Origin of the sequence: Natronospira proteinivora, from assembly GCF_024170465.1 — a bacterium.
GTDB lineage: Bacteria > Pseudomonadota > Gammaproteobacteria > Natronospirales > Natronospiraceae > Natronospira > Natronospira proteinivora.
The window spans coordinates 843,460-868,052 of sequence record NZ_JALJYF010000001.1 but is presented as its reverse complement, the minus strand read 5'-3'; the positions used below and the strand labels follow the sequence as shown (position 1 = coordinate 868,052).

Here is a 24,593-nt window from a genome sequence, read left to right as displayed (position 1 = left end):
ACGACATCGTTTTGAACCGCAGCCATCTTGCCCTGCCCCGGCTTAGCGAGTGCAAGGGGCTTTGGCTTGTCGGCCTTGTCTGCTTGCTGATGACCCTGACCACCGCCTGTAGCGGCCCGAGACTCGACCGGACTGAGCTGGCGCCGGAACCCCGGGAATGCCTTGAGACCTTTGAGGAGCTGGATACCGCGATCCGGCAAGCCGAGGTGCGTGACCATGGGGAACGACGATTACCGGGGCTACCGTGGCTACGAAGCAACCGCCTTTTGGCGGCACTGGGCCAGGAGCTGGACCCGGCTTCCGAGCAGGAGACCTGGAACGCCTGGCTGGACGCCATGGCCGAACTGGACATTCAGGCCAGACGCCTGGAATTGGCCAACCTCCTCGGAGAAGAACCGCATTCAACCGTTGTGTCACGGGAAATCCGGGACCTGAGGGAATGCCAGGCGGCCCTTAATGAGCGCGTTCTCGGGAAAACGGAACTGAGGACCATGGCCCAGAACTCGGCCCGGGTCCCCGACGACTATCGAATCGGGCGGCGCTGGATGGGGCTCTACCCGATAACCCGATTATTTGTGCTCTCTGGCGTCAACAATCTGCACGAAGAGCAAGCGAATGCCCTGGCGAGTGCCCCGGAAGCCGAGCTTGGCGAGTGGGGAAGCTATCAGGCCACCAGTGGTCGACAAGAGAAGGGCTGGCTGAAGCCGCCCTACTCCAAACGGGTTTCGGACGGGCTTGGGATACCTCATAAAGACAAGTCGGAATGGGCTGATCTTTTTCAACGCCACACGCCTGTCTGGCGTATCGACCAGTCCGGTGATTTCGACCAATTGGGTCGTCCTTTCTGGGGCCCGGATGGGGAAGTCCAGGTGGACACCGACGCGCCCATGGAATACCGCTACCTCAGTTTTACCCGTTTCAACGGGGAGATTCACGCTCAGCTGAATTACATGGTCTGGCTTCCCGAGCGGCCCCGGGACACGTTCTTTGACCTACTGGGCGGTCACCTGGACGGGGCCATCTGGCGGGTGACCCTGGACCAAGACAATCAGGTCATCGCCGGCGAAAGCCTGCATGTCTGCGGTTGTTACTACATGGTCTTCCCCGGTGAAGGCCTGGAGCCGGCCGAGCAAGCCAGCGGCGGAGAGCCCATATTCGTCGGTCCGCCACTCCCCGCCATCGGTGAAGAGGAGCGGTTACGCCTCACCCGGGAGAGCCGCAGCCATTATCTGATCCACATCGACCCGGTACCGTCGGAGGCCCCTTCCAGAACAGAACTGGCCCTGGCGCCGGCCGAGACGTTACGCAGCCTCCCGCATCCTGAGGGGCGCCGGGGACTTTATGGTGACCGGGGCCTGGTTCCGGGCAGCGAACGACGAGAACGTTGGCTACTCTGGACCATGGGGGTGCCGTCTCCTGGCGCCATGCGTCAACCAGGACGGCATGCCATCGCCTTCGCCGGGAGACGGCATTTTGACGACCCCGATATACTGGAGCAGAGCCTGGAATCGGCGGATTAAGGCAGTTTTCTGCAATTGTTCCACATTAAAGTGTTTTATAGGAAGATTCGATAAGCAACTGATAAAAGGTGACTTATGACTGGCCCTCAAAAACTCAAAGCGGTGGTCGCTGCCATTTTGGTCGCCCTGGTTGTGGCCTTTGTTTTCCAGAATCGTGAGCCGGCCAATGTGGAATTCCTGCTGTGGACCTGGTCTGCCTCGCGGGCGGTGGTGCTGTTCACGGTGTTTCTCGCCGGGGTGGCGGCCGGCTGGCTGGCCCGCGGCGCGGCCATCCGCCGTCGCAAACAATAGCGCCCGCACTCAACCTTTGAGTGTAAACAGCCATTGGTGCAGCTTGGCGGTATCCAGGTTGGCCTCCACCGAATCGGCCAGGCGATCCAGCTGGGTGAGACGATGGGCCCGGTAATCGGGTGCGGGTGCCTCGCTGGGCGGCAGACCGGCCCATCGCAGCAGAGCATCACAGGCCTCGGCTCGATCCATCAGGCCGTGGATATAACAGCCCCGGATTTGTCCATCCCGGCTTTCCGCCCCCACGGGATGACCATCGAGGGTGAGCCAGGGCCGGTCGAATGCAGGGCCCTGGCTGAGACCATTGTGGATCTCATAGCCGGAAAAACCGGCCTGCTGATCTAGAAAACCGCCTTCCACCTCTAGCAAGGTCTTGTTGGAGGCCAGACGGGTGTCGAAGTCCAGATAACTCAGGGCACGGGTTTCTCCGGCTTCGCCCTCCACCGCCTCAGGATCCGACACCGATCGGCCCAGCATTTGAAAGCCGCCGCAAATCCCCAGCAACTTCCCGCCGTAGCGAAGATGGCGGTCCAGATACTCGGGCCAGCCCGACTGCTCAAGCCAGGTCAGATCGCTGCGGGTGTGCTTGCTGCCTGGAAGGATAACGAGATCGGCCGGTCCGGCCTTTTCCGGATCACGAGCAAAGCGCAGGGCCACCCGGGGGTGCAGGCGCAGGGGATCGAAATCATTGTGGTTGCTCATGCGCGGCAGGGCCGGAATGACCACCCGGAAAAGGCCATCACCCTCCTCCTGTCCCGCCTGCTGGACGCTGTCCTCGGCATCCAGCATCAGGTCCTGGAGGTAGGGCAAGACCCCGAGCACCGGGCGCTGGGCATATTCCTCCAGCCAATCCAGCCCGTCTTGCAACAGTCCTAGATCCCCCCGAAAACGGTTAATCACAAAGCCTTTGACCCGCGCCTGTTCCGAGGGGCTCAGCAGGGCCATGGTGCCCACCAGTTGAGCGAAAACCCCACCCCGGTCGATATCGCCCACCAGCACCACCGGAATGTCGGCGGCCTCGGCAAAGCCCATATTAGCGATATCGTTCTCACGAAGATTGATCTCGGCCGGACTGCCCGCCCCCTCGACGATGATCACGTCATATCGCCGTCTTAGAGACTGCCAGGCGGCCATGACGGTCTCTCGGGCTTCCGCCTTAAAACGGTGATAGTCGAGGGCCTGCATATTGCCGTGAACCTGTCCCCGCAGGATCACCTGGGCGCCCACGTCCGTCTGGGGCTTGAGCAGGACCGGGTTCATGTCGTTTTCCGGTTCCAGGCCGCAGGCCAGGGCCTGGAGGGCGGTGGAACGCCCGATCTCGCCCCCCTCCACCGTCACCGCACTGTTTAAGGCCATGTTCTGGGGCTTGAAGGGGGCTACAGAGACGCCCTGGCGTGCCAGCCAGCGGCACAGGGCGGCCACCACCGTGGATTTACCGGCATCCGAGGTGGTGCCCTGAATCATCAGCGCGCTCATGGCTGGCTTGCCTGCATTAAAGCTCGACCCCTTTTTGGGCCCGGATGCCGGCGTCCTTGAAGGCGTGCTTGACCACCTGCATTTCGGTCACGGTATCGGCGATATCGATAAGCGGCTGTTTGGCATTGCGACCGGTGACCACCACATGCTGCATGGCGGGACGGTTCATCAGGTCATCCAGTACGGTGTCCAGGTCCAGGTATTCATTGCGAAGGACGATATTCAATTCATCCAGGAGCACCAGGTGGTAGCTGTCATCATTGAGCATGCGCCGGGCCTCCACCCAGGCCGCCTCGGCGGCTGCCACGTCCCGTTCCCGGTCCTGGGTGTCCCAGGTGTAGCCCTGCCCCATCACGTGGTAATCCACCTGGGGATGGTCACGAAAAAAGCGATCCTCGCCGGTGACGAACTTGCCCTTGATGAACTGAACCACCCCCACCTTGTAGCCGTGGCCCAGGCTGCGGGCCAGCATGCCGAAACCGGAGCTGCTCTTGCCTTTACCGGGCCCGGTGAGCACCAACAGGACCCCCTGGTCCTTGTCGGCCCGTTCGATGCGCTCTCGCATCACGGCCTGCTTTTTGCGCATCCGTTCGGCATGGCGTTCGGGATGTTTGGCGTTTTCTCGCATGGGATTCGGCTCCTGTCAGAAAAGGGGCTCATCCCGTCGAAACAGGGCGGCCGCAGCCGCCGGGCTGGACGGGAAGTAACTGTGGAAATAGCTGGCCAGTAGGGATTTGTCGGAATAGACCGCTTCACCGGCGCTATCAAACCGTTGCCGGCGAGTATGGGCCAGGGGCTCTAATGGGGTCTCCAGCCGGGAATGGTGGAAGGTATGCCCCCGCAAGCTGCCGGCCGCTGTCTCCAGGGACTGAATCCCCAGCCCCATGAGCCGCCCCACCATGATGCTTTCCCCGGGGAGCAGACCGGCCATGGCATGGCGCTCGCCGTCGCCATCCACCAGCGCTTCCATGCAGGCCATCATGCCGCCGCATTCCGCCAGTATGGGGCGATCTGCTTGATGATGGGCCTGCAGCCAGTCGCGAAAGGCCGACTGCCCGGCCAATTTGGCGGCATGGAGCTCGGGATAGCCGCCCGGCAACCAGATGGCATCGGCCTCGGGCACGGTTTCATTGGCCAGGGGAGAGAAATAATCCAGGCTGGCCCCCATGGCCTCCAGCAGTTCGGTATTGGCCCGGTAGATGAAGGCAAAGGCCCGGTCCCGGGCAATGGCAATGCGGCACCCTTCCAGCAGGCGGGGCGGTGGCGCCGGGCGCCGAGCGCTCAACTGGATTTCTTTGGGCAGTTGATCAAGCCCGGCGGCCTGCAATACCTCGGCGGCGGCATCCAGCTGCTCATCCAGATTCTGGATCTCCTGGGCCTGAACGATGCCCAGATGACGATCGGGAATATTCATGGCCTCGTGACGAGGCACCGCACCCAGCAACCGAATCCCCTCGGGCAGGCTTTCGGCCAGCATGCGGCCATGGCCGGGGCTGCCGATCCGGTTGGCGATCACCTCATGGACCGGGACATCCTCGCGGTAGCGGGCCAGGCCCAGGGCTACCGCGCCGAAGGTCTGGGCCATGCCGGCCGCATCGATCACCGGCAGGGCCGGCAAGCCACCCAGTACGGCGAGATCGGCGCTGGAGGGATTGCCGTCAAACAGGCCCATGGAGCCCTCCACCAGAACCAGGTCCGCCTCCGAAGCCGCATCGGCCAAGCGCCAGGCACATTCTGCCTCCCCGGTCATCCAGGGATGCAGCTGGTAGACGGGTGCCCCCGAGGCCTTTTCCAGCACCATCGGGTCCAGATAGTCCGGCCCGTGCTTGAAGACCCGCACCCGGCGCCCGGCATTGCGGTGCAGCCGGGCCAGGGTCGCGGTCACCATGGACTTGCCCTGGCCGGAGCCGGGGGCAGTAATCATGGCGGCCGCTACCCGTGCCTGAATGGTCTCTCCTGAATCACTCATGGATCCCACGTTCTCCTCGCTATTCCACCGGCACGAACACCCGCGCCCCGTTAATAGTCCCCACCTGTAGGCGCTGACCGTACAAACGCTCCAGGGCGTCCGGCACCAGCATCTCCTCAGCCCGGCCCCAGCAGGCCTGGCCGTCCGGCTGTAGAAGCAGTAACCGATCGCACCAGCGCGCGGCGATATTCAGATCATGCAGGCACATGAAGACCGCCTGGCCGGAGTGGGCCTGGTCCCGGAGCAAACGCATGATGGCCACCTGGTGATGCAAGTCCAGGTGGTTGGTGGGCTCATCGGCCAGCCAGATGGCCGGCTGCTGGGTCAGGGCCGTGGTAATCGCCAGGCGCTGGCGCTCGCCACCGGACAAGGTGCTGATCACCCGGGATTCCATCCCCGATAACTCCAGGCGTGCCAGAGCATCCAGGGCGATATTCATATCTTCCGCCGTGTCCAGGTCCCAGGGCGACAGATGGGGATGGCGGCCTACCAGGGCCGTTTCCAGCACGGTGGCGGGGAAACTGTCCTGATGATCCTGAAAGACCACGGCCAGGGTACGGGCCACCTGGCGACGATTGAGCCGGCGAAGGTCGGTCCCGTCCAGGCTCACGCCCCCATGACGGGGCGCCCTGAGACCGGCCAGGGTGTGCAGCAAGGTGGTCTTGCCGGCCCCATTGGGTCCCAGCACGCCCCAGAGTTCCCCCGGCTGAATGCTGATATCCAGCGGTGAGCCATCGGCCCGCCCCGGAATATCGATCTGCAATTTGTCGGTACTGAGCACAGCCATGATCAGCGGCTTCTGTAGAGCAAATAGAGGAAAGTGGGCACGCCGAGCATGGCGGTAATCACCCCCACCGGGAGTTGCTCCGGGGCCAGCATGGTCCGGGCCAGGGTATCCGCCAGGGTCAGCAGGATACCGCCGCCCAATGCCGAGGCCGGCAGGATCAGGCGCTGATCATTGCCCAGTATGAGCCGGAGCATATGCGGGACCACCAGCCCCACAAAGCCGATGCTGCCGGCAGTGGTCACCGCCACCGCGGTAATCAGGCTGGCCACGATATACACCGACCAGGTCAAGGGCCGGACCGAGACGCCCAGCGCAGCCGCCTGCAACGGCCCCTTGGCCAGTACATTCAAGCTGCGCCCCAGGGGAATGGTCAGCAAGCAGACCAGGATCAGGGCGGTCGTGGCGGGCCCGGGTCCTCTGGCATAGGCCAAATCCCCCATCAACCAGTAAAGCATCCCGGGAATTCGCTCAGCCGGACTGATCGCCAACATGAAGGTAATGACCGCGCCCCAACCGGCTGCAACCACCACACCAGTCAACAAGAGACGGGTCGGGGTCCAGCTGCCCGTTCCATGGGCCAGGCCGAAGACCAGCACCATGGAAATCAGGGCGCCGACGAAAGCCGAGCCGGAGACCCAGGCCACGCCCGCCCCCAGCAACATGGCGGACAGGGCCCCCACCGCCGCACCGCCTGAAAGTCCGAGTACATAGGGATCGGCCAGGGGGTTCCTCAGCAGGACCTGCATCAGGGCACCGGCAACGCCCAGCAAACCGCCCACGGCAAAGGCCGCCAAAGCCCGAGGCAGGCGCAGATCGAAAATCAGGGTGCGGTGCAACTGGCTGCCCTCGCCGCCCAACACCGCCAACAGGTCCATGGGGGCAATCGAGACACTGCCGATGGCCACCGCCAGGCACAATGACACCACGCCAACTAAGGACAAGAGCAAGAGGGGCGGCCAAAGCCGCGGCAGGGCCGGCCTCATGACACGTCCTCGCGCTGTGGTGGGATCAACGGCGCTCACGAACTTCGTCCAGATGATGACAGACCTGTTTTATCCCATCCAGAATTCTGGGTGTTGGCCGCTGCAAGGTTGAGGGGGGCACAAAATAGAGCTGATCCCGTCGCACAGCCGTCATGTTTTCATACTGTTCCCAGTATTCCAGCCAGCTGGGATCGTTCTCCCCCATGCCACCGGCGATGATGGTTTCCGGGTCTGCCGCCAGAATGGACTCGGTGTCCAGACGCGGGGTGAGTCTTTCCAGATCCGAAAACAGGGTCCGGCCACTGCAGACGCCAATAGCGCGACTGATCAGATGCTCCCCGTTGATGGTCATGATGGGGTCATCCCATATCTGATAGAATACCTCAACCGGGTCGGCATCACGGTAACGGTCCCTCAGGGCCTCTAATTGGGACTCAAATTCATCCGCCCGCGCATTGGCAATGTTCTCGCTACCGGCCAAGACCCCGAAACGGCGCAGGGTAGCCGCCACATCATCAAAGTCGCGCTGCTCGCCCCAATAGACCGGAAGGCCCATCTCTTCCAGCTTGAGTACCTGCTCGGTGGGATTACCCGTGATCCAGGCAACGATCAGGTCCGGTTCACGGGCCAGGACCGCCTCCAGATCAAGCCGCTTGAAGCTCCCGATCCGGGGGATATCCTCGGCCGCCTCCGGGTAATCACTAAAGGAGGTGGTCCCGACAATGGCATCCCCGCCGCCCGCTTCAAACATCAACTCCGCCATACCGGGAGACAGGGTCACAATTGATTCCGCTGGTCTGTCAAGGCAGACCAGCCGTTCCATGTCGTCCACCACGCAGCGCTCGGATTCGGCGAACAGGTTTGCGCTTGCCAGCAAGCATAGCGACAACAGGACGACTCTCCATACAGAGCCTTGAGAGTAGCGCTTCATCAGTCATCGCCTCCAATCAGTACCATTTCACCCGTCTCGGGATCACGATAAACACGGCCCATGGATTCATAACCACTGCCGGCCTCCCCCACACCCTGGGGCACATCCGGCAGCTCCTGGCCGGCTTCCACTTCCACACCGCCGTGGCTGTCCTCCAGCCCACCCTGTGCCGCGGCGAGGGCCACCATCAATCCCACTGCAAATACCAGCATGATGTCCGCCAGATTGGCCAGCGGCCCCATGGGATCTCCGTCGTCGGTATCAAAGCGGCTTTGACGGTAAGCCGGGGTGCTCATGACCGAGCCTCCAACCGACCCATGGCGGCGTCATACCAGCGACGGCGCAGACGGCCGATGACAAAACCCAGGATGCCGATCAATAGACCCAGAACGGTGGTGTTGAAGGCCACAGTCACCGCCTCCGCCAACACTTCCAGATCCCCCCGGCTGAGGGCGGCAAGCCCCGGCCCCAGGGGAATCAGAGTGCCCATCAGGCCCAGCATGGGTCCGATACGGGCCAGCAAGTCGGCTCGATCGATTCGGCGCCGGGCCCGGGCCGCCATGGTCTCCAGGCAACCGTCCTTTTCAATCCGGGCCAGGCCACCGCTGCGCTCGCCGATCGCCAGTCCGCTTTCCCAGAGGGTCAAAAGGACCAGCGCCAACAAGGTGATGACCACCGGGAACAACAGCCCGTTCACCACCGTACTCATCAAGTCCAGACTGATCGAGATCATGTCGTGCTACCTCCCCCGGCGACCGGTCAGAATGCCACCGATCAAGAGCAGAAGGGCCACCGCCACAATAGCCCAGAGATAGAGGCTCTGTGCCGGCCCCTCTTCCTGGCCTTCATCCTGCTCGGATTGCGCGCCTTCATCGCGCTCGGCCGAATCCTGATCGCTGGCCTCGATGTCTTCGCTCGCCTCATCCAGTCGCGGTGCGATCTCCATCACCCGGGCTGGGTCCGTTTCCGCCTCGGCCTGCTCCATGCGGGCCGCATCAAGCCGTGCTTCAAAAGCCTCGCGCAGCTCGGGGTCGATCTGATCGGCCACCCAGTCCATGGTGGGGTGATCCGGCCGGGAATGACCGCTGCCCGGCAGGCCATGTTCGGCTACCAGGGCGGCAAAGTCTTCCTGCAGATCGGCCAGCACCTGGGCGTCTGCTTCCCAGTAGCCCCGATGGGCGGCCACCAGCATCACTGACTGCATATGGGTCTTCACATGGACGTTATGATCCTGGGCCAGGAATTCATCCAGACCCAGGCCATGGCGATCCTCCAGATAGACCGCATGGACTTCGTCCCAGACCCAGGAATCAATCACCTCCGGGGCGGTTACCTGCCAACCCCAAAGGTTATCCAGGAAATCCCGGCCCATGGTTCTCGCCCCGGCGTAGCCGTGGTCCATCAGCGGTTGCAACCATTGAGGATTGAGATTTCGGGCCCGTAACTCAGTCAAAAGCGCCCTTTCCAGGCTATCCACATAGGGATTGTCCGGGTCCGCATGCATCAGAACCCGATTGGCGGGGGCCTCTCCCCGGGCCTTTTCCACGGCCAGGGATAGTCCGCCCTGGAAATCAAAGGCATCATCCCGATCCAGCAAGGCATAGATATGGCTGGCTCGGCCCAGATAGGTTCGGCCCACGGTGGAGAGTCGCTGATCGAAGGCCGCATGGGCTGGCTCCCCTTGTGCCACCATGCCGTAGGCATGCCCCATGCGGCGGACATAGGCCTCGGCCAACTGGTCCCGATCCTCCCAGGCACTGGAACGTTCAGTCAGGCGGGTGATACCGGCCCCGTAGGCACCGGGGGCTGTCCCAAAGATACGCAGGCTGGCCTGGCGACCGGCCTTGTCTGCGTTCATGCCCTGGGCAATCAGCCCCCGGGTATCCTCTACCCATTGGGCAGCCACCCGATTCATCGCCAGGCTTTCGCTGCCGGGGTCCCGCATGGACTCCGGGAGTTCCTCGAGACTGGCGTCCAGAGCGGTTTGCAAGGCCGGGTACTCGGCTTGGATGGTTTCATAGGCCCCATCCAGGGCCACCTTGACCGCCTGGTCCAGCAACACCAGCTGGTCGGCATAAAGATCACGGAACAGACCGGAGGTGGTGAACAGCACATCCTGGCGGGGGCGGTCCAGCGTCTCAAGGTCCTGCCGGGCGACGCCACTGACGATGCCGCGGGAATTCCACTCCGGCGTCAGCCCCATCATGTCCAGGCCGAAGGCCACCATGGCGCCTTCATCACGGACGGTATCGGAGGCCCAGAGTACCAAAGCCTCGCTGCCATCGGCCTCCGGCGCGCCCCGATCCCGGGCCTCGGCGGCCAGCTCCTGGCCCAAGCGCCAGGCGATCCGGGTGGGGATCAAATCACTGGACAGGGCATGGAAATTGGTCCCCGTGGGCAAGGCCTGGGGCGTGCGGATGGGATCATTGCCCTGCCCCGGCGGTACAAAACGGCCCGACAAGGCGCCCAGGAAATGGGCCGCTTCAGCCGCCGGCGAATCCCGCAATGCCTGCTCGGCTTCGGCGTCCACTTCCCCGTCCCCGGCCATGGACTTGAGCATGGTTTCAAGGGCCTCTTCATCCCAATCCCGACCGAAGACATGCAGGCCCAGGGGCATGAAATGCTCCTGCATGTGGGTGACGTAATGGCCGGCTTCATGGACCAGGAGGGATTCGGAGACCTCTTCCAGAGACACTTCGCTGACGGTCACACCCAAGTCGTCGGCGATTTCCCGTTCAATGACATCGGTCAGTTCCAGGGCTTCGATGCGATCCCGCAGGGTCTCGGCCGCCCGGCGGCGGGTGGGGCTGTCCGGGTCCGTCGCCGATTCGTAGGTTTCCACCAGTTGCCGTAACTCCAGCAACTCGTCATACAGTTCAGTGGTGGCCAACGGTGGGGTCAGGTGACTGACGATCACCGCCATGGCCCGGCGCTTGGCCTGGATACCTTCGCCGACCCCATCCACGATGTAGGGATAGATCACCGGCAAATCCCCACCCAGCAGAGCCGGATAGTCATCATCGCCCAACCCCACCCGCCGTCGGGGCAGGAACTCACGGGTGGAATGCCGGCCGATATAAGCCAGAGCATCCGCTTCGAAATGATCCCTGATCCAGTGGTAAAACCCCACATACTGGTGGGTGGGCGGGAAGCTGGTATTGGCGTGCAGCAGGGACTCGCGAATCTCCCAGCCCCGCGGTGGTTGCGGACCGATGAAGACATTGCCAAAGCGAATGCCCGGGAAAAGCATTTCCCCTTCATGCACCATGGCCTCGCCCGGTGGCGCACCCCAACCGGACAGACCCGGCATACCCGTACGCACTAGGGCATCGCGAATGGACTCCGGGTCCTGATCGGCTTGCCGGCCAGCCAAGCGCTCCGACCAGGCGGCTTCATACTGGTCGAGCAAGGACAATGCCCTTTCCTGGGCCTCATGCTGGTGGTTCTCGACCAGGTGGCGCAAATCCGCCAGGGTCCGCTCCAGCAAGCGCCGACCGTGCTCATGTTCAGCTTCTGAATAGGCAGCTTCCAAACGGGCATGGAGATAGCCCAAGGGCCCATGCTGCAACTCGCCCTGAATCACCTCGGGCAGGGTTTCAAAGTATTGTTGGTAATCCGAGGCGGAAAGACTGGCCACCTGGCCATGCATTCGAGCCAGTTGCTCACCATCGTCGGTGGCATTGATACCCCGGTCCTGGATCTTGTCCAGCAGGGCTTCGGCATCTTCGGGCAAGGGGCCGGTATCGTAGCCGGCGGCCTTCATCAGCCGCAGCAATTCCATCAGCGACTCGGGCACATCCAGCTTATCGGCACCGATGTTATGACGACCGGGCGGGTGGTTGTAGTAAACCATGGCCACCCGCTTTTCGCTGTTATCCATTGCCCGTAGCCGTTGCCAACGCTTAAGGCGATCCGCCAGCCCCGCCACCTGTTCAGTCAATGGTTGGGTCAGCACATAGTGGATTCCGGTCTGCGGATCCACTTGTGGCGGCTCGGCGACGGCCAGTACTTGCGGCTGACTGATGCCCTGCAACTCCGGCATGGCCACGCGGAAATAGACCTGGTCCTGGGGAATACCATCCAGCGACAGGCGCCATTCTTCCTCGCTACTGCCGGCAAGGCGAATCCCCTTGATGACAGGGACATCCAGGTTTTCGAAGGCCTCGGTGACGGCCTGACGCCCTTCCCCACCGCCAACGGCAAAGAATTGAAGGCTCACCACCGCCGTCAGCTCCGCCGACGCCATGCGTTCGGTCAGGGTCTCCACGGCTTCACGGCTACCCCCACCCCAACGGGCAAGAACGGCAAAACACTGCATGCCCCGGGCTTCCACCGCCTCACAGCTGTTATCCAGCAAGGCCCGGTCACCGGGGCGATCGCCCCGGTCCAGGTCCAGCAAGACAACGGCCGGGCCCTCATCCAGATCCAATTTCTCCGGGTTCGAGAAGGATTCACCGTCGCGATAGTAACGAACGGCTTCCCGAGGGGAAGGTTCGGGCACATCCAGGGAATGCCCGGCCTGGGACAAGAGCCAGGCCATCAAACCCGACATATGCTCCGGACTCCGTCCCATATAGAAGGCCCGCCCCTTCAACCATTCCGATTGCCGGGAGAAGGTTTGGCGCTGCTCGGCCAGATGGGCTTCCGGGTCCTCGCCTGGTGCCGGATTGGCAGTCAGGCGAGACAGCTCATCGGCGTCCAGCTCATCAAGAACTGCCTCTCCCCCAAGGCGAGAGAGTCGAGTGATTCGCCGATCACTGTTGATGGCCAGGATCGGCTTGCCATCGGCCACTGGGCCTTCCTGGACCAGGCGCTGCAGTCGCGAGACCTGATCGCCGAACACGGCCGCCAGGAAAATGGCATCGCCCTGGCCCAGGAAATCGCGGACCTCGGAATCCGCCATCTCCGCAATCTGCTCCGGCGTCCGCAACTGTATCCGGCTCTCAGGGACCTCCTCCAGAAAGCGGTGGGCCCCGGCCGCCACTTCGGCGGCCGAGCGTTCCGACACCACACCCACCACCGTCTTACCCCATGCGGGCTGGTAGCCGCCCAGCAAGAGCAGGACGAACACCGCAAAGATCATGGCACGCATGACTTAGCGGTCTCCGTAGCGCAGGCTCAGAAAGACGTTCCGCCCCGGTTGTTGATAGTCGAAATCGTTGAAACTGTCCCGAGCCGTGACATAGTCCTTGTCCAGGGCGTTATTCACCGTCAGGCGTGTGCGCCAGTTCTCGGACAGGGTCCAACCCACGCGCAGATTCAGCAGCCCAAAGCCGGCCAGGCGTTCTTCCCCCTCGGCATCGTTGAAGCGGTGCCCCTGGGCCACCACCGTGCCACCCAACGACCAGTCGCCAATCTCACGATCCACCTCCAGGCGGAAGCTTTGCTTGGCCCGGCGGCGAAGCCGATTTCCGCTTTCACGATTCTCGGGGTCGAGATAACTCCAGCTGCCGTAGATAACCCAGTCGTCCAGATCCAGGCCCGCAGAAATCTCCAGACCTTCCATCCGGGCCTCAGCCACGTTTTCGGGCAAAAATACACCATCCACCAAAACCGACTCGATCAAGTTATCCACCCGGGTGCGATAGGCGACCCCGTCCCAGAACCAACGTTCATAGTGACCCGATATACCAATCTCCACACTTTCGGATTCTTCCGGACCCAGCTCCGGGTTACCAAACCCGGGAAAATAAAGATCATTGAAACTGGGTGCTTTAAAACCCTCGCCCCAGGTCATGCGTAAGCGGTGATGGTCATTCAGGCGATAGCCCACCCCAAAACTGCCGGTGGTGGCAGTACCATAGCTTTCGTTGTCATCATGACGAAGTCCGACTTCCAAGCTCACCGGGTTGAAATCAAGCAATGCCTGGGCAAAGACGGCGATGTTATCCCGGCTATCCTCTGCGTAGTCGGTGGTGGATTCGATCTTGTCGTCTCGATAATCCACCCCCAGCACCCACTCGTGGTTGCCGGTATGAATCCGGTTTTGCCAGGCCACCATCTGGCGGCGGGTATCAAAGCGCGTGGGCTCATCGGCGCCGTCGTCATAGTTATCCGCTTCGTCCCGGCTTTCGCTCAGGCTCAGCTCCACATCCCAGAAGGGGTTGGGCGCCATTTCCAAACTGGTGCCGGCCGCCTGATGGACAAAGTCTGTTTTGCCATCCAGGAACTCGGTACGACCTTGAGAGCGAAGTCCGGTGAACCCCAGGTTTGCCATGGCCCCCAGCTCCTGGGTAACCCGAGCCATGGCAGAGGTATTGTAGTAACCACGGCGTTCTCCCCCTTCTTGCAGTGCAATACCGTCGGTATGGGAATGGCTTGCACCCACACTGAACCGGGTGGTTTCCCCTCCGCCCTGGGCGCCCAGGCCATATTCATGGCTTCCAAAGGAGCCTGTTCCAAGATTGAACCACTGTTCGGTTTCATCACTGCCCTGGGGTGTGAATACCTGCACCACGCCCCCAATGGCATCCGCTCCGTATACACTGCTTCGCGGACCACGTACCACTTCCACACGGTCAATCATTGTGGTGGGCAAAAATTGCCATGAAGCCCCGCCGGTGGTTGCCGACCCCATACGAATTCCATCCACCAACAACAAGCTCTGATCACTGCTGGTACCCCGAATAAAGAGGCTCGTCGCCTTCCCAAAGGCGCCATTGGATATAACATCAATTCCGGGGCGCGCTCTGAGCAGTTCCCCGAACTCCCGAGGCTCCTGACGGCGAATGCTGTCTTGGTCGATGGCCGAAATAGAAGAAAGACTCTCTTCCGCAGAACGTTGGGTCTGGGTCGCGGTAACCACCACCGGGTTTAGCCAAGCCTCCCCGGCCACCATGCCTTCGGCATCCAGGTAGGCCAATTCATCCAGTTCCTGGGGGGCGGATTGCGCCTGACCTGCATGAAGTGAAACCGCAGTCACAAGATAGACGGGCGCTGCACACAGCACCGAAAAATGGAAAAGCTTCATATCGATTGTTCCCTTTGCCGTGCCCACCGCACGGATCTGGCATGAGAAATGTGCATGCGGAAAGGGAGTGTTCGGGCAGTCAGGGACTATAAGCGGTACGCTTTGACCAGCCCGACGTCGCCCTCCGCAACGCGCGGCTGGAGGGGCTTGATGCCTCCTCCTGCAACAGGCCGGTCTACGGGCTGATGAGTGGCATGTCCGTCAGGACAGGCCGAGACGACCGCCTTCCCATGCTCGTTGGCACAGTGGCTAGGGGTGGTCGCCCTGAGTCGCTTGTGGAGGCGACTCGCTCAATCACCGTTGCGGGGGCAGCGTCGGACTGGATCACCGACTTCCCGTTTAATCCCCGACCCGGATGGGTCCTGGGGACACCTGATGCGGCGCAAAAAGTAACAGGACCTGGGAATCAGGTCAAATAGAGCCTTGCTATATAGCCTGGGACAAGGTCAGATTTCTATCTAATCGCCCAATCAATTCGTCCATAGGCACGGGCTGGGAATAGAAATAACCCTGGGCTTCGTCACAGCCCAGCCCCTGAACCAGAAGAGCTTCGCTCTCTGTTTCGATCCCCTCTGCCACTACCCGCATGCCCAGGTTCCGCGCCAACTCAATAATGGAGCGGATAATAGCCTCGGCACTGGGGTTCTCCCCGCCCAGGTCTCTAATAAATGACTGATCAATCTTGAGAATATCGATGGGCAAACGTCGCAGATAATTCAGCGATGAGTAGCCACTCCCAAAATCATCAATGGCAATTCGAACACCGGGGATCACCTGCTTTATCCGATGCAGCTGGGCAATGGCCGCATCAACATCCTGCATCAGAGTGGATTCCGTAATCTCAAGTTCCAGGAGTACACCACCATGGCTGAAATTCTGTTTTAAAATTGAAAGCAGATGATCAAGATGCTCTGAATCATACAAATCCCTGGCCGACAGATTAACAGCAATCCGAATCGAACCCATGAATTCGGCCAGGGGCAGCATTTCCTTTCTGGCTGTTTCCAATACCCAATGATCAATCAGGCAGATCAAATCGGACCGTTCCGCCAGTGGCAGAAACATCCCCGGCATCAACAATCCCCGCTCAGGATGTTGCCAACGAACCAGCGCTTCCATTCCGCATACACGACGACTTCTTAGATCCACCCGGGGTTGAAAATGCAGTAGCAATTGCCCCTCTTGTATGCCCTGAACGAGCTCATGACGCAGATGAAGCATATTACGCGCATGATCCGTCATGCTTTGATCATAGAAAGCAAAACGGTTCTTTCCAGCAGCCTTGGCAGCGTACATAGCCAGGTCTGCGTTGCGCATCAAGGTGTCGTGATTGTGATCATCATCAGGAAAAAGGGAAATCCCGATGCTAGGGTGAGTTACAATCCTTTGTCCCTGGAGGCGAATCGGTCGGCTTACATTATCCAGGGCTCTTTTGGCCAATTCCGCTGCTTCATCTGCATCACGAACCTGGGTTACCAGGACAAACTCATCGCCACCCAGGCGAGCAACCGTATCCGTATCCCTCAGGATCTCCGTCAAACGCTTGGCCACCTGGCATAAAAGTTCATCCCCTGCACTATGGCTCAAGGTGTCGTTAACCAATTTAAAGTCATCCAGATCCAGCAACATAACAGCTAGCCTCAAGGATTCCCGCTGACAACGGCTAATGCCCTGCTCAATCCGGTCTTTCAGAAGCTGTCGATTGGGAAGCTGCGTCAAGGAATCATGGTAGGCCAGGTGTTTGAGCTGACGACCCAGGCCTGCAGCATCCATGGCGTTGGCTAGCAGCTGACCCAATAAGCGGAGATTGTTGCGAATATCCTCATTCCAGTAACGTTTGTCCCGAACGGTATCCAAGCCAAACAACCCGGTTACCATATCTCCACGAACAATGGGGGCGATGATCAGGGACCGAATCCGCTGTCGACGATATTCCTCCCTCTCATGAGCCACTTCATCTGGGAGGTCAAGGATATTCGGCGCATGGGCGACCTGCCGGTTCAGGATGTTTTTCATCAGCCATGGGAAGGCATCAAAGGGCAGCCGCTGCAGATGGTCTATCTCCGGTGCCACGCCGTCATCCGACCATTCATGAGTATTGCTGAAGGTCTTTGCGTCATGATCGATGGTGAATACATAACTGCGGCCGGCCTGGAAAAAGGCCCCAATATCGGCCAAAAGCTGATGAATGACCTGATCAATATCCTCAGGGTCGATATTGACTAGTCGGGAAGAGATATCAAGCAATAATTGATCAAATTCCACCTTATCCTGAAGGTCCATTTCCAGACGTTCCCGATCACTCATATCCCTTACCACGGCAAGGAAAAAAACGTGACCCTCCTGACGCACCGGGGTTACATGGACCTCCACGGGAATCGCCTCACCATCCGCCCGGCGGTGCCTCGTTCGAAACACCTGACTGGCGCAACAGTTCCTCGACAAGGAGGAAAGCATTTCTTGGATATCATCCGGACGTCTGAACGGGTTCAAGTCCATGATCGTCATCCGGCACAACTCAGTCTGTTCATACCCAGTCTGGCGAGTGGCTGCTTGGTTGGCTTCCAGGATCTGACCATCAATGTCGTGGACATAGACCGCATCCGGAACACTGGCAATCAATGTCCGGTAAAATCCATCCTCGAAATCCGATAGCCGGTTCATTGATCCACGCTTTGTCACCTATTCTCTTCCATCATTTAATCCTAGCAGACTGTCCCGGACGCACCATGCAATTCACGAAGGCAAGACTGAATCGAGCGCCCGGGCCGCCCTGAGCATCCGGGCCTCACCGCCGGGCAAGCCAAAACGCAGCCACGGTGCCTCATCGAAGGCGCGAACCAATACCCCCTGCTGCCTTAATGCCGCCTCCACATGCCGGGGATCATCATGACGCACGGTCTGGAAAAGCGCCGTTCCCCCAACCGGATGAAACCCCTTTTCCATCAAAAGGCTCACCAGGGCCCGGGATTCATCCTGGAGCCGTTTTTTCTGCATCACCTGCCAGGTTTTATCCGTCAAGGCCTGTCTCATCAGCCAGCGGGCCGGACCACTCACTGCCCAGGGCCCGATGGCCTGGGCAAGCGCCTGGCAAAGCGACGGCGGGCCTGCCATGAAGCCACCCCGGAGCCCCGCCAGACCGAAGAACTTTCCCACGGAACGAAGGACAATTAAGCCTTCCCGGCCTGTCTGGGAGATCAGACTCTCGGCGTCACTGGCCTCCACGAAGGCTTCATCAACGATGAGCCAGCCACCCCGAACCTGGAGTTGTTCCCACCAAGCCAGCAAGGTCTCCACCGGGACGATTTCACCACTGGGGTTATTAGGGTGAATCCAGACGAGTACGTCCAGCTCCGGCAAGGCCTGAGGGACTTCCTCACGGCTCAGATCCACTACTTGATGCCCCGCCTGCTGCCAACAATGGGCATGCTCGCGATAGCCTGGCATGGGCACCCCGACTCGGGAAAAGGGACGAAGTTCAGGCAGTCGCATGATGGCCTGCTGACTACCCGCCAGTGCCTGGAGGCCGGCCGCATCCGGCACCCCCAGACAATGACGGGCCTGGTCTTCCAGGCCGTCATCATCCTCCGGCAAACGGCGCCAGACGGAATCAGGAATGGGCGGTGGTGGCCAACTCCAGGGGCTGATTCCTGTGGATAGATCCAACCACTGGTCTTCGGGAATACCGATGGCTCGGGCCGCCGCCTTTATGCGCCCACCATGCTCCAGTGCCATAACGCTGCTCCACCAAAAGCCAGGGCCAGAATGATCATCAAGGCACGGTCCAATAACCTCAACGCTCTGAGAGCGGAATCGGTTGACACCGACGGACCATTAACGGCCCAAACCCCCAAACGCGGTCGATCCTGCCATTGACCATGGTACGGCGTCGGCCCGCCCAGACCGAGTTTCAACGCACCGGCGCCACTGGCCATGACCGGCCCGGCATTGGGACTGTCCCATTGAGCAGCCTGGGTACGCCAGCAACCCAGGGCCGGTCGTATTTTCCCCGACACGGTATAGGCCAGGGCCGTCAGTCGGGCCGGCCAGTAAGCCAGGGCATCATCCAGCTTGGCGACGAAGCGACCGAAGCCCCTGAATCGTGGATTCCGATACCCCCACATGGCATCCAGGGTATTCACTAGGCGATGTAAAATCACGCCAGGAATACCGGCCAACAGGAACCAGAACAGGGAGGCGACCACCGCATCGGAGCCATTCTCCAGAACCGATTCAGTGGCAGCCCGGGAGATACCGTTCTCATCCAGCGCTGCCACGTCCCGACTGACCATCCGGGCGAGCGCATCCCGGGCCACATCCAGCTCTCCGGCCTGCAATGGAAGGACCACCGCCCGGGCATGATCACGAAGGCTGCGACGGCCCAGGGCGAAATAGAGCACGATGAGTTCAACGACCCAAAGTACCGGCCCGACCAGCCAATGGCTGACCCACAAGGCCAGCAAGGTGGGCGGCAATACCAGAACAAGAACGGCCAGGGCGCCCCGCCCAATCTGGCCCTGAGCGTTGGAATCAGTCCGTGCCGACGGATTCACAAGGCGTTCCAGCCTGCCTGCCAGCCAACCAAAGGCCACCAGAGGATGTGCCTTGCGAGGCTCGCCGAGATAATGATCCACCACCAAGGCCAACACGCAAAGCAGAACGGCCATCAACATGCCGGTGGCCCCTGCCCCTTGAGCGTTATGGCTAAGCCCGCCACGCTCATCCAGACATGGTCACAACGAGCTGCCAACGACTGATTCAAGGAGCCCAGGGCATCGGCAAAACGACGACTGAGGGGGTCCATGCCCACCAGCCCCCAACCCACCTCATTGCTGACAATGACCACTGAACCGGCATAAACAGACAAGGCATCCAGAAAGGCTTCCTCCTCCCTCAAGCACCGGGACTCGCCGGCATGGAGCAGATTGCTGACCCACAGACTCATGCAATCAATGAGCAGTATCTGCCCGGGCGCATCCTGCGACTTCAGCACCTGTGCCAATGCAAGGGGCTCTTCAATCAGTCCCCAGTGCCCGGGGCGTCGGAACTGATGACGATGAATCCGATCCGCCATCTCCCCATCCCGGGCTTCGGCCGTTGCCACATAATGCACCTGGGCTGGGGCATGGGATATCTCGCTCTGCAATCGCTCCGTGGCGCGCTCGGCGAGCGCACTCTTTCCCGAACGGACGCCGCCCAGGATGAGATAGCGGGAACCGCCGCCAGATGCAGCCCCCCTGATCTTCTGGCTCATGGCTGTCTCCAGAACAAGCGTGAATCGCTTAGCCGCTGCGGCTCAGCGAAGTTCAATGGCTCCTCAAAGGCAGTTGTCAGATCTGCACCCTTGGCATCAGCCTTCAGCACCCGAATCGGCCCGCCATGGCTGATTATCAGCAGCGGACCGACGCGATCCCGATAAGCGGTGAAGCTCTGGCGAACCCGCCGGGCCAGGGCTCGAAAACTCTCTCCCCCCGGTGGGGCGCGGTTGATGAAATCATCCCCCCAGGCCCGCGCTTCGGGGCCATCAATGGCCTGCCAGCTCTGACCTTCCCAGCGGCCGAAATTCAATTCCATCAAGCCCGGGTCCAGTGTCAGGGCGAGATCAAGCCGCTCCGATAACCATTCAGCAGGACGGCGGCATCGGTGCAGCGGGCTGCTGATAATGGCCCGGCATTGTTGAAGCAGCGGCAGATGAGCCTCAAGGCTTGCTTCCCAGTCCGGCGCCAGGGGAATATCCAGCTGGCCGTAACATCGACCCTCGGCCACCAGAGGCCGGGGATGTCGCATCACCACAATATCCGGGTTCATGCCGCATCGCCCAAAGTGAGAAAGACCAACAATGTGATGAGAATTAAAAGCTCTGACAGTTGCTGTAAGGCGCCAAGGGTATCGCCTGTATAGCCACCGAAACGAGCTTGGCACAGCTGACTGAAGCCAGCAGTCAGCAGAAACAGCAGCAGCAGAACCATCAGTGCCTGATGCCAGGGGAAGAAGAAGAACAAGGGCACAAGGGCCGCGGGGGCCGCAATCAACCATCCCGCCCGGGGTACGGCCTCGGCGACGGCTCTGGCCCGGCTGGCAGACTGGCTGACATAGTCCTGCCGGGCAATGACCCATACCGAGGGCAGGCGACTCAGGGGCTGAGCCACCAGGATCATGATCGCTGCCTCGGGCATCACCGCCACACTGCTAAGCGAGAGATACTTACCCCCCAGCACAAAGAGCAATGTCAGAAGACCGAAGACGCCCAGACGGGCATCTTTCATGGCGGCCAGCGCCTGGTCTCTATCCGCCACCGGCCCGAACCCATCCCCAGTGTCGGCCAGGCCATCCTCATGGAAGGCACCTGTTATCAAGACACCGGCCAGCATGGCCAGTAATACCGCCAGGGCCGATGGCAAGAACCACTGGACTGATAACAGCACCGTGACCATGGCAGCGGCACTCAACCAGCCAACAAAGGGAAACCAGGCCGCCGCGCGACTCAGGCCCGCGCCGGAATAGACCACCAGGCCCGCCACTGGCAGGCGGGTGAAATAACTGACCGCGAGAAGGAAATCATTGCTTGGTCGCATCATGCCTGGCTTGTATCGGGATCGGTCTCGGCACGGGTCAGAACCGACTCGATGGTGTCCATCTCTGCGTGGCAGGCGGCGGCATTTTGAATCAGTGGCACGGCCATGGCGGCACCACTGCCCTCCCCCAGCGCCAGAGAAAGATCTAGCAGGGGCCGCGCACCCAGTTCATCCAGCAACAAACGGTGCCCCGGTTCCGTGGATTCATGACAAAAAAGGCAATAATCACGAAGGCCTGGCACCATGCGACAGGCGAGTGCGACTGCAGCCGTGGCAATAAAACCATCCACCAGCACGGCCCGACCATCACTGGCAGCACCCAAAGCAGCCCCAGCCATCATGGCAATTTCAAAGCCACCAAAACGGGCCAGGATCTCCATGGGCGCTTTGGGTAGCGGGGCCCGCTTGATCGATTGCTCCAGACAATCCCGTTTACGGGCAAGCCCCTCGTCATCCAGACCAGCCCCTCGCCCGATACAGGCATCCAGGGAATGACCGCTCAGGGCGTGACTAATCAGGCTGGCGGACGCCGTATTGCCAATCCCCATTTCCCCCAGACCCACCATGTCGGTCGGCAAGGCTTGTTGGCGGATTAGCTCATAGCCTGCCAACAAGGCCGAATGAGCCGTCTCAAGGGACATGGCAGAATCCCTGACGGCGCTCTGCGTTCCACGGCCCTGGCTCAGATCCAGAATCGGACAAACCACTGCCGAGTCCTTGCTCGGCGCATGCGCATAGTAGAAAGCAGCCGGCCGATGGGCCACACCGGCATCCACTACCTGCAAGCGGACATTATTCCGTTCACAAAGACGATTGATGGCACCTCGCCCCAGCGCGAAGGTACTCAGCATGGCCCCGGTTACCATGCTGGGCCAGGCACTGACCCCATCGTTGACCATGCCGTGATCTGCAGCAAAGAGATAGAAGGAAACCGACTCCGTCCGGGGAGAACTTTGATGCTGTATGGCGGCCAGTTGATTGACCACAGCTTCCAGTTGCCCCAAGGACCCGGGCGGCTTGGCTACGCTATCCCAACGGGTGGCAGCGGCTTCGGCATGCGCTGGCGAAATCGCCGGCAAAGTGGCCAGACCCGGAATCGGTGTTTCGTCCACGTTACCCCCGCTTTGCCGATGCGTACTCATGGATGGGCGTCAACCGGCCCCATAGTGCCGGTTTCGGCCTACGACCAGCCCGATCCACCTGGAACCACCCCCCTCCAGGGCTGACATGCAATCGTGTTTCCGAGGGCCAGAACAAGGGGGCATTGAACCAGGCCTCAAGCTCCTGCCCGATCAGCGAGTGATCCGCCTGCTCGCCCACCTCAGCCAGGGCACGGGCCAAGGCCCACATGCCATGCACAATGGGGCACTGAAAGCCAAACAAGCGTGCTGACATGCTGCTCAGATGAATGGGGTTCCAGTCACCGGAAATGCGGGCATAGCTGCGGCCAATACCGGCCGGGCATTTAAAATCACGGGATTCGCTCGCCTCTGGAATCCCCGGGGCCGATGGTGGGACACGATCAAGCGGATCATCAGCCAGGTCGGGCACCACGCCCCGGAACAGAAAAAGACTCTCCCCTTCCCACAAAAGCGCGCCTTCTTCATCGTAGAGATGGGTGTCCATATGGAACAGCTGCCCTCGCGGATGTGCCTTGCCGGGACGCAGAATAGCTTCAATATCCAGATGAGGCACGCTCCCCGGCATGGGCCTATGCCATTTTACGCGCTGGCCCACATGAACCACGCCCACACTACGGCCCGGCAGGCCTGGCGTGGACAACAGCTGCAAATGCAAGGGCATGGCGGCCACTTGGGGGTACAAGGGCGGTAAATCATCACTATCGGCAAGACCACAGATATCCCGGTAGGCCTTGACCCGACTTTTGCTGACCGCCACGGGCCCGCGGCAATGCAAGGGATAATCCGAGGCTTTCAGGCTTCCACTGCGGCTGGGGAGAAGCTCATTGCTGAGAAGACGGGCGTAGGCTCGCGTCAAGGAATCAGAGGCCGGCTCGCTTTCTTCGCTGATCATGTTGAGGTTCCCACAATGGATCCGACTGGCATCCGTGAAGACGGATTCGATGAGACCATGATACCAGCAGGCCAGTGGGCTTTGCCTCCCAGGCTCACATTTTCCTTCATCAGGCAGCGAGTCTATTGCCCCGCCCTACTCCAACAGGCGGGATACCTCTCGCTGGTAGGATTTCAGCCGGTCCAGCAAGTGCCCGCGCTGGTCTTCGCTGAGGGTGGGTAGAAATACTTCCAGACAATCCACGGTGACAACTCGTCTCACGGCCCGGGCTCCGGCTAGCTCTGGGGGTTGCTCCCGGTAGTCCAACCACCAGTCTTCCAAATAGCTGCCAAGGGATTCAACGGATTCGCTGTTCTCCATCCGTTCAAGCAACTCTTTCTGCCGCGCGGTTTCCCAGCTTTGCTGCAGCAAACCGACCTCCGGCAGTTGATCACGGCAGCTGATCAGGTGGTCAATCTGGCCCTCGCTTACCGAACCCAGCCAAGACTCGGCACCCTGGCGCAGGGCTTGTCGCCTTTCCTGCTCGTCCATCTGTTCTCGCTCACGCTGTCGTTCCTGTTGCTCTTCCTGGCGGTCCTGGAACCGCTGGGCCAGGCTTTGTCGTTGCTCGGCGTTAAGATCGGCCAGTACTTCAGCGGAGGTCGGCAGGACATCCCGGGCGGTTTGACGAAACATGGTCTCGGCATTTCCCAAGCGATCGACGAGGGTTGTACGGCGAAAGCGCTGCTGCTCGATATCATCGATCAGTGTGTTCAGGAAGGCATTAATCTCGGGGAGTCGCTGTCGGCGATGAAAATCCCGATAGCTGTCGATTTCAGAACGGATCCAACGGCGTTGTTCCCGGTCCAGATCCAGATAATTGGCAACCCAGCGGGCACCCAGCCAATCGGCCCGGTCATAGACAAACTGCACCCGGCTGCAGGCTGCCAAGAGCAGTGCAGTAAGTAACAATAGCAGGATAAGACGAGGCCCGGGCATCCACCGCTCCAGTCACGATGATTGTAACGGCAGCTTACGCCCAGTCCTCGAGTCAGGCAATCAATCCAGCATCAGGTCCCAT

21 protein-coding genes and 1 riboswitch are annotated in these 24,593 nt (G+C 60.8%); of the genes, 2 read left to right on the top strand and 19 right to left on the bottom strand.

Annotated features, from left to right (window positions below):
• The first annotated feature begins 11 nt into the window (after window positions 1–11).
• Both J2T60_RS04095 and J2T60_RS04090 read left to right on the top strand, forming a co-directional pair.
• A complete protein-coding gene (locus tag J2T60_RS04095; RefSeq protein ID WP_253445771.1) occupies window positions 12–1,520 on the top strand; it encodes a hypothetical protein in 1,509 nt (502 codons plus the stop codon).
• Window positions 1,521–1,595: 75 nt separating this feature from the next.
• Window positions 1,596–1,811 (top strand): lipopolysaccharide assembly protein LapA domain-containing protein, encoded by a 216-nt coding sequence (locus tag J2T60_RS04090; protein ID WP_253445768.1) that lies wholly within the window; start codon window positions 1,596–1,598, stop codon window positions 1,809–1,811.
• A gap of 9 nt (window positions 1,812–1,820) precedes the next feature.
• On the opposite strand, the gene J2T60_RS04085 is transcribed toward J2T60_RS04090, so the two are convergent.
• The 19 genes from J2T60_RS04085 to J2T60_RS03995 all read right to left on the bottom strand — a co-directional run bounded on the left by J2T60_RS04085 (window position 1,821) and on the right by J2T60_RS03995 (window position 24,511).
• Window positions 1,821–3,284 (bottom strand): cobyric acid synthase, encoded by a 1,464-nt coding sequence (locus tag J2T60_RS04085; protein WP_253445765.1) that lies wholly within the window; start codon window positions 3,282–3,284, stop codon window positions 1,821–1,823.
• A 16-nt stretch (window positions 3,285–3,300) separates the two neighbouring features.
• Complete coding sequence (cobO, locus tag J2T60_RS04080) at window positions 3,301–3,912, bottom strand: cob(I)yrinic acid a,c-diamide adenosyltransferase (RefSeq protein WP_253445763.1); 612 nt, start codon at window positions 3,910–3,912, stop codon at window positions 3,301–3,303.
• A 15-nt stretch (window positions 3,913–3,927) separates the two neighbouring features.
• The gene (locus tag J2T60_RS04075; RefSeq protein WP_253445760.1) at window positions 3,928–5,253 is read right to left on the bottom strand and encodes a cobyrinic acid a,c-diamide synthase CobB; all 1,326 of its coding nucleotides are present in this window, start codon (window positions 5,251–5,253) and stop codon (window positions 3,928–3,930) included.
• A 19-nt stretch (window positions 5,254–5,272) separates the two neighbouring features.
• Window positions 5,273–6,040 (bottom strand): ABC transporter ATP-binding protein, encoded by a 768-nt coding sequence (locus J2T60_RS04070; protein ID WP_253445757.1) that lies wholly within the window; start codon window positions 6,038–6,040, stop codon window positions 5,273–5,275.
• A gap of 2 nt (window positions 6,041–6,042) precedes the next feature.
• Entirely contained in the window at window positions 6,043–7,023 is a 981-nt protein-coding gene (locus tag J2T60_RS04065; RefSeq protein WP_253445754.1) for a FecCD family ABC transporter permease, read from the bottom strand.
• Window positions 7,024–7,048: 25 nt separating this feature from the next.
• Window positions 7,049–7,912: a cobalamin-binding protein gene (locus J2T60_RS04060; RefSeq protein WP_366518275.1), complete on the bottom strand. Its 864-nt coding sequence runs from the start codon at window positions 7,910–7,912 to the stop codon at window positions 7,049–7,051.
• Window positions 7,913–7,953: 41 nt separating this feature from the next.
• Window positions 7,954–8,250 carry a hypothetical protein gene (locus J2T60_RS04055; protein WP_253445752.1) on the bottom strand — a complete coding sequence of 99 codons (297 nt, stop codon included), beginning with the start codon at window positions 8,248–8,250 and terminating at the stop codon, window positions 7,954–7,956.
• Window positions 8,247–8,687 (bottom strand): MotA/TolQ/ExbB proton channel family protein, encoded by a 441-nt coding sequence (locus J2T60_RS04050; protein WP_253445749.1) that lies wholly within the window; start codon window positions 8,685–8,687, stop codon window positions 8,247–8,249. The genes J2T60_RS04055 and J2T60_RS04050 overlap by 4 nt, the downstream gene beginning before the upstream one ends.
• Window positions 8,688–8,693: 6 nt before the next feature.
• On the bottom strand, window positions 8,694–13,046 hold the full coding sequence (locus J2T60_RS04045; RefSeq protein ID WP_374728466.1) for a cobaltochelatase subunit CobN: 4,353 nt from the start codon (window positions 13,044–13,046) through the stop codon (window positions 8,694–8,696).
• A 3-nt stretch (window positions 13,047–13,049) separates the two neighbouring features.
• The gene (locus J2T60_RS04040; RefSeq protein ID WP_253445746.1) at window positions 13,050–14,924 is read right to left on the bottom strand and encodes a TonB-dependent receptor domain-containing protein; all 1,875 of its coding nucleotides are present in this window, start codon (window positions 14,922–14,924) and stop codon (window positions 13,050–13,052) included.
• A gap of 151 nt (window positions 14,925–15,075) precedes the next feature.
• Window positions 15,076–15,315, bottom strand: a riboswitch (cobalamin riboswitch).
• 35 nt (window positions 15,316–15,350) lie between these two features.
• On the bottom strand, window positions 15,351–17,588 hold the full coding sequence (locus tag J2T60_RS04035; RefSeq protein WP_253445743.1) for a sensor domain-containing protein: 2,238 nt from the start codon (window positions 17,586–17,588) through the stop codon (window positions 15,351–15,353).
• Window positions 17,589–17,660: 72 nt separating this feature from the next.
• Complete coding sequence (gene cobD, locus J2T60_RS04030; protein ID WP_253445741.1) at window positions 17,661–18,659, bottom strand: threonine-phosphate decarboxylase CobD; 999 nt, start codon at window positions 18,657–18,659, stop codon at window positions 17,661–17,663.
• The gene (gene cbiB, locus J2T60_RS04025) at window positions 18,632–19,594 is read right to left on the bottom strand and encodes an adenosylcobinamide-phosphate synthase CbiB (protein WP_510184474.1); all 963 of its coding nucleotides are present in this window, start codon (window positions 19,592–19,594) and stop codon (window positions 18,632–18,634) included. The genes cobD and cbiB overlap by 28 nt, the downstream gene beginning before the upstream one ends.
• The gene (gene cobU, locus J2T60_RS04020) at window positions 19,591–20,178 is read right to left on the bottom strand and encodes a bifunctional adenosylcobinamide kinase/adenosylcobinamide-phosphate guanylyltransferase (protein ID WP_253445735.1); all 588 of its coding nucleotides are present in this window, start codon (window positions 20,176–20,178) and stop codon (window positions 19,591–19,593) included. Before cobU ends, cbiB begins: the two co-directional genes overlap by 4 nt.
• The gene (gene cobC, locus J2T60_RS04015) at window positions 20,175–20,732 is read right to left on the bottom strand and encodes an alpha-ribazole phosphatase family protein (protein WP_253445732.1); all 558 of its coding nucleotides are present in this window, start codon (window positions 20,730–20,732) and stop codon (window positions 20,175–20,177) included. The genes cobU and cobC overlap by 4 nt, the downstream gene beginning before the upstream one ends.
• Entirely contained in the window at window positions 20,729–21,502 is a 774-nt protein-coding gene (locus tag J2T60_RS04010; RefSeq protein ID WP_253445729.1) for an adenosylcobinamide-GDP ribazoletransferase, read from the bottom strand. Before J2T60_RS04010 ends, cobC begins: the two co-directional genes overlap by 4 nt.
• Window positions 21,499–22,641, bottom strand: a complete 1,143-nt coding sequence (gene cobT, locus J2T60_RS04005; RefSeq protein ID WP_253445726.1) for a nicotinate-nucleotide--dimethylbenzimidazole phosphoribosyltransferase — start codon at window positions 22,639–22,641, stop codon at window positions 21,499–21,501. Before cobT ends, J2T60_RS04010 begins: the two co-directional genes overlap by 4 nt.
• Window positions 22,613–23,533: a MaoC/PaaZ C-terminal domain-containing protein gene (locus J2T60_RS04000; protein ID WP_253445723.1), complete on the bottom strand. Its 921-nt coding sequence runs from the start codon at window positions 23,531–23,533 to the stop codon at window positions 22,613–22,615. The genes cobT and J2T60_RS04000 overlap by 29 nt, the downstream gene beginning before the upstream one ends.
• Window positions 23,534–23,668: 135 nt before the next feature.
• A complete protein-coding gene (locus J2T60_RS03995; RefSeq protein WP_253445720.1) occupies window positions 23,669–24,511 on the bottom strand; it encodes a DUF6279 family lipoprotein in 843 nt (280 codons plus the stop codon).
• Window positions 24,512–24,593: the final 82 nt, after the last annotated feature.